Below are 5,668 nucleotides of genomic sequence, written 5' to 3' on the forward strand. Positions count from 1 at the left end.
AGATGTGTATAAGAGACAGGGCCAGCACCGTGCCCATCAGCCAGCGCTGCACCACCTGCCAGGTCGGGCGCGCGGCCAGGAAACCGGCGATGCTCCCAGCGGTCAGCGCAATCATGCCGTTCACGGTCACACTCACTGCGATCTGGGTGGAGCCCAGCACGATCGACTGCATCAGCACACTGCCCTCGCCGTCCGGATGCAGGAACTGCGGCAGCAGCGACAGGTACATCACAGCCACTTTCGGGTTCAACAGATTGGTCAGGAAGCCCATCGTGAACAGCTTGCGCGGGCTGTCCTGCGGTAGTTCGCGAACGGCGAACGGCGAACGGCCGCCGGGCTTGAGCGCCTGCCAGGCCAGGTACAGCAGGTACAGCGCGCCACCGATGCGCAGCGCGTCGTAGGCGAACGGTACGGTCATCAGCAGGGCGGTGATGCCCAGTGCCGCACACAGCATGTAGAACACGAAGCCCAGCGCCACCCCGCCCAGCGAGATCAGGCCTGCCACCGGCCCCTGGCAGATCGAGCGTGAGATCAGGTAGATCATGTTCGGCCCGGGCGTGAGCACCATGGCCAGTGAAACCAGCGCGAAGGCCAGCAGGTCGGAAGTGGCGGGCATGGGCGGTCCTGGCAGTGGGCGTGGCGCAGTGTAACGCCTGCCGCAGGCGCGGCCTGCGCAGGCACCGCTGCCGGGTGACCGTTGCACGTGCATTCCGATGGCCATCACGCCGGTCGCTTAGAATCCGCAGCACCCCACACCGAAGCCCCCCCATGACCCCCATCCCCGAGACCGTGCCGCCCACCGAAGTGCGCATGGCCGAAATCGTCTTTCCCAACCACACCAACCACCTTGGCACCCTGTTCGGTGGCCAGGCGCTGGCGTGGATGGACAAGGCCGCATTCCTGGCCGCCGCCCGTTACTCGCGCCGCACCGTGGTGACCGCGCGCAGCGACCAGGTCGACTTCAAGCTGCCGATCCGCATCGGCCAGATGGTGGAAACCATCGGCCGCATCGTCGAAGTCGGCCGCAGCTCGATGAAGGTGGAGGTGGAACTGGTCGCCGAAGACCTGCACAGCGGCGAGCGCAAGCTGTGCACCCGCGGCCACTTCGTGATGATCGCGCTGGACGAGGAAGGCCACCCGATCGCGGTACCGCCGCTGCCGGCGGCCTGACCCGGCCAACGGACCGGTGCTTGCGGGGGCGCGGCCGCGCCCCCATCTGGCAGTCATGACCCTGCCACTGACCGACTTCATCGACCGTGCCCAGCGCCTGTTCGTGCTGACCGGCGCCGGCTGCAGCACCGCCTCGGGCATTCCCGATTACCGGGATGCCGACGGCCAGTGGAAACGCACGCCGCCGGTGACCTACCAGGCCTTCATGGGCGAGGCGGCCACCCGCCAGCGCTACTGGGCGCGCAGCCTGCTCGGCTGGCCGCGCTTCGGCCTGGCCCGGCCCAACGGCACCCACCAGGCCCTGGCCGCCCTGGAAAGCCGCGGCAAGCTGCAGGTGCTGCTGACCCAGAACGTGGACGGCCTGCACCAGCGTGCCGGCAGCCACAACGTGATCGACCTGCATGGCCGCTTGAATCTGGTGCGCTGCATGGGTTGCGAGCGTCGCAGCGGCCGCGAGGATTTCCAGCAGCGCCTGCTGGACGCCAATCCCGGCTGGGATGCGCTGGAGGCAGGCATCGCGCCCGATGGTGATGCCGATCTGGAGACCGATTTCTCCGCGTTCGCGGTGCCCGAGTGCCCGTATTGCGGCGGCCTGTTGAAGCCGGATGTGGTGTTCTTCGGCGAAAACGTGCCGCGGGAGCGCGTGCAGGCGGTGCAGGAGCACCTGCAGCAGGCCGACGCCGTGCTGGTGGTGGGTTCATCGCTGATGGTCTATTCCGGCTTCCGCTTCGTGCAGGCGGCGGCCAGGGCAGGGCTGCCGGTGGCGGCGTTGAACCGTGGCCGCACCCGCGCCGACGACCTGCTGCAGTTCAAGGATGAACGGGACTGCGCCGAGGCGCTGGCCGCGTGGGCTTCGTCCTGAGCCGAGCACGCGCTCGGCTGCACGCCCACCGCGAAACAGCGATCCATCCAGACGGTTGATTCGCAGGCCGTGCGGCGGTGCAATACGCACCCCCTACGTCGTTCATCACCGTCTTGAGCCAGCTGTTTTCGCCGATCTCGTTCGGCCCCCTGACCCTGTCCAACCGCATCGTCATCGCGCCGATGTGCCAGTACTCCGCCGAAGATGGCCGCGCCAGCGACTGGCACGCCATGCATCTGGGCAACCTGGCGCAGTCCGGTGCCGGCCTGCTGATCCTGGAAGCCACCGCGGTCGAACCGCGCGGCCGCATCAGCTGGGCCGACCTGGGCCTGTGGGATGACGGCACCGAGGCCGCACTGGCGCAGGTGCTGGCCAGCGTCCGCCGCTGGTCGCCGATGCCGCTGGGCGTCCAGCTGGGCCATGCCGGCCGCAAGGCCTCGGTGAGGCGTCCGTGGGACGGTGGTGGCCAGTTGCCGGCCGACGATGCGCGTGGCTGGGCCACCGTGGCGCCGTCGCCGCTGCCGTTCCATGCCGCCGATCCGGCACCGCAGGAACTGGACGAGGCCGGCATCGCCGAGGTCATCGCCGCCTTCGCCGCTAGTGCGGTGCGCGCCGAGCGCCTGGGCTTCGAGCTGATCGAGCTGCATGCCGCGCACGGTTATCTGCTGCACCAGTTCCTGTCGCCGCTGAGCAACCGCCGCACCGATGGCTACGGTGGCTCGCTGCCGAACCGCCTGCGCCTGCTGGTGGAGGTGTTCGATGCTGTGCGTGCGGCAGTGTCCGACAAGGTCGCGGTGGGCGTGCGCATCTCCGCCAGCGACTGGGTCGATGGCGGCTGGGATCTGGTGCAGAGCGAAGCGCTGGCGCAGGTGATGGACGCGCGCGGCTGCAACTTCCTGCATGTCTCCAGCGGTGGCCTGGACGAGCGCCAGAAGATCACCGTCGGCCCGGGCTATCAGGTGCCGTTCGCAGCGGCGATCAAGGCCAAGGTGCGCATGCCGGTCATCGCCGTGGGCATGATCACCGAACCGGAGCAGGCCGAATCGATCCTGCGCCATCGCCACGCCGATGCGGTAGCCCTGGCGCGCGGCATCCTCTACGACCCGCGCTGGCCGTGGCATGCCGCCGCCGCATTGCGCGACAGCGTGGAACCGGCGCCGCAGTACCTGCGCTGCGAGCCGCGCGATGCGCGCGGCGTGTTCAAGGCGCGCTGAGGCTCACACCCGCCAGGCCGGCGCCATGCCGGCCTGCAGGTGCTCGAACAGCGCGCGGATCTTGGCAGTGAAATCGCGGCGGTCGCTGACGCAGAAATAGACCTCCATCGGCTCCGGGCGCCATGCAGTGTCGGCGCCGAACACTGCCTGCAGGCGGCCATCGCGCAGGTACGGCTCGGCCACGAATGCGGCCAGCCGGGTGATGCCGGCACCGGCTGCGGCCAGCGTCGCCAGCGCATCGATGTCATCGCAGACCATGCTCGGCGGCAGTGCGGCGTCCACGCGCTGGCCATCCTTCAGCAGGCCCCAGCGCAGCGGCCGGCCATCGGTGGGGAAGCGGTGCAGCAGCCCGCGATGGCCGCTCAGCTCGGAGGGTTGCTGCGGGGTGCCGTGTGCCTTCAGGTAGGCCGGCGAGGCGCAGAACACGAACGGCACGCGCGCCAGCTGCCGTGCGACGACACCGTCCTCCAGCTGTGCTCCGATGCGGATGCTGGCATCCACCGCTTCCGGGCCGTGTTGCACGGCGCGATCGGTCAGGCGCAGCTCCAGCTGCAGTTGCGGGTAGCGCTGCTGCAGCGACGGCAGCAAGGGGGCAAGCACGTGGCGACCAAAGGCGCTGCTGCTGGCGATGCGCAGTGGCCCGGCCGGTTCGATGTCACCAGAGGTGACCATCGCCTGTGCACGCGCCAGGTCGGCTTCGACGTGGCGCACCTGCGCCAGGTACAGCGCGCCGGCCTCGCTGAGCGCCAGCTGCCGCGTACTTCGGTTCAGCAACCGTACGCCCAGATGCGCCTCCAGCCGGTTGATGTTCTGGCCGACTGCGGTGGCGCTGATGCCAAGGATGCGGGCCGCGGCGGCAATGCTGCCGGTCTCTGCGGTGCGGGTGAAGCTGCGGATCAGTTGCAACAGGTTCATGACCGACCAGCTTGCCATGGAGAAAGCCAAGTATCGCTTGGGACTGAACCAAGCAGGTCGGTTGCATCGGTGACCATCGATCCCGAGGACAGGCTGCTGCCCTACACTCGGGCGATGCGCCCCGATTCCATCCTCACCCTGTCCTGCCCCGACCGTACCGGCATCGTCTACCGCGTATCCGGCCTGCTGTTCGACCACGGCTGCAACATTCTCGACGCCCAGCAGTTCGGCGACGAGGAGAGCGGCCGCTTCTTCCTGCGCGTGCATTTCGATCGCGATGCCGGCCTGCCGCTGGAGACCGTGCACGCCGCCATGGCCACGCTCGCCGCCGGCTTCGGCATGGACTGGCAGCTGCATGATGGTCGCCGCCGCGCACGCCTGCTGGTGCTGGTCAGCAAGCAAGGGCACTGCCTCAACGACCTGCTGTTCCGTGCCCACAGCGGCCAGCTGAAGGTGGACATTGCCGCAGTAGCGTCCAACCACGCCGACTTCGCGCCATTGGCCGCGTCCTACCAGGTTCCGTTCCACCACCTGCCGGTGACCGCCGATACGCGTGCGGTGCAGGAGCAGCAGATCATCGACCTGGTCGAGCGCGAGCGCATCGACCTGGCGGTGCTGGCGCGCTACATGCAGATCCTGTCACCCACGCTGTGCCGCGCGCTGGCCGGCCGTGCGATCAACATCCACCACAGCTTCCTGCCCAGCTTCAAGGGCGCGCAGCCGTACCACCAGGCACACGCGCGCGGGGTCAAGATCATCGGCGCCACCGCGCACTACGTCACCGAGGATCTGGACGAAGGCCCGATCATCGAACAGGACGTGGCCCGCGTGGACCACGCGATGGCGCCGCGCGAGCTGGTGCGGCTGGGCAGCGATACCGAATCGCTGGTGCTGGCCCGCGCCGTTCGGCGCCATGTGGAGCACCGCATCCTGCTCAATGGGCACCGAACGGTGGTGTTCCGGTAATCGCCCATCCCGCGTCCGCCGGGCATGGCCCGGCACTACCGAATCCTGATTTCATCCAATGAAAAGCCCCCGGTTCGGCCGTCCCGCGATCTATAGGGGGGCGTAGTTAGGGGGCTGGATGAATCGATTGTGTTGTTGTGGGCAGGAGCGCGCAAGCGGCATAAGCGACGTGCAGGACGTGGCCCGCGTGGACCATGCGATGGCACCGCGCGAGCTGGTGCGGCTGGGCAGTGATACCGAATCGCTGGTGCTGGCCCGCGCCGTTCGGCGCCATGTGGAGCACCGCATCCTGCTCAACGGGCATCGCACGGTGGTGTTCCGGTAATCGCCCATCCCGCGTCCGCCGGGCATGGCCCGGCGCTACCACGGGTGTGATCCGGTTGTGGCGGGGGCCCGGCGGGCCCACCCCAGCACCCCCCCGGTGGGGGGCCCCCCCCGGCCCCCCCCCCCCACCATTATTAAAAACAAAAAACCCCCCGCCGGGCCGCCCCCCCGCCGGCGGGGGGGGGTGGTTTTTAAAAAAAACACACCCCCCCACCCC

General features: G+C 68.8%; 6 protein-coding genes and 1 pseudogene. 5 read left to right on the forward strand and 2 right to left on the reverse strand.

Annotated features, from left to right (window positions below):
• The coding region (locus tag AC5O77_RS21430) for a LysE family translocator (RefSeq protein ID WP_494507141.1) at nucleotides 1-616 on the reverse strand (616 nt) is incomplete at its 3' end.
• Between the two features lie 152 nt (nucleotides 617-768).
• Here AC5O77_RS21430 and AC5O77_RS21435 point away from each other — a divergent pair.
• The 3 genes from AC5O77_RS21435 (at nucleotide 769) to AC5O77_RS21445 (ending at nucleotide 3,246) form a co-directional block, all read left to right on the forward strand.
• Nucleotides 769-1,170: an acyl-CoA thioesterase gene (locus AC5O77_RS21435; RefSeq protein WP_004153688.1), complete on the forward strand. Its 402-nt coding sequence runs from the start codon at nucleotides 769-771 to the stop codon at nucleotides 1,168-1,170.
• A gap of 55 nt (nucleotides 1,171-1,225) precedes the next feature.
• Nucleotides 1,226-2,032, forward strand: a complete 807-nt coding sequence (locus tag AC5O77_RS21440; RefSeq protein ID WP_478058665.1) for an NAD-dependent protein deacetylase — start codon at nucleotides 1,226-1,228, stop codon at nucleotides 2,030-2,032.
• A 113-nt stretch (nucleotides 2,033-2,145) separates the two neighbouring features.
• Complete coding sequence (locus AC5O77_RS21445; protein ID WP_180838045.1) at nucleotides 2,146-3,246, forward strand: NADH:flavin oxidoreductase/NADH oxidase; 1,101 nt, start codon at nucleotides 2,146-2,148, stop codon at nucleotides 3,244-3,246.
• A 3-nt stretch (nucleotides 3,247-3,249) separates the two neighbouring features.
• Here AC5O77_RS21445 and AC5O77_RS21450 read toward each other — a convergent pair whose 3' ends face one another.
• Nucleotides 3,250-4,161, reverse strand: coding sequence for a LysR family transcriptional regulator (locus AC5O77_RS21450; RefSeq protein ID WP_478058666.1), 912 nt, complete (start codon nucleotides 4,159-4,161; stop codon nucleotides 3,250-3,252).
• A gap of 114 nt (nucleotides 4,162-4,275) precedes the next feature.
• Here AC5O77_RS21450 and purU point away from each other — a divergent pair, with 114 nt between their 5' ends.
• Complete coding sequence (gene purU, locus AC5O77_RS21455; protein ID WP_478058668.1) at nucleotides 4,276-5,127, forward strand: formyltetrahydrofolate deformylase; 852 nt, start codon at nucleotides 4,276-4,278, stop codon at nucleotides 5,125-5,127.
• Nucleotides 5,128-5,299: 172 nt separating this feature from the next.
• Nucleotides 5,300-5,452 (forward strand): annotated as a pseudogene (locus AC5O77_RS21460) (formyltetrahydrofolate deformylase); the annotation flags it as partial.
• Between the last annotated feature and the right edge of the window lie 216 nt (nucleotides 5,453-5,668).

The organism is Stenotrophomonas sp. INTA L402-1 (assembly GCF_059295135.1).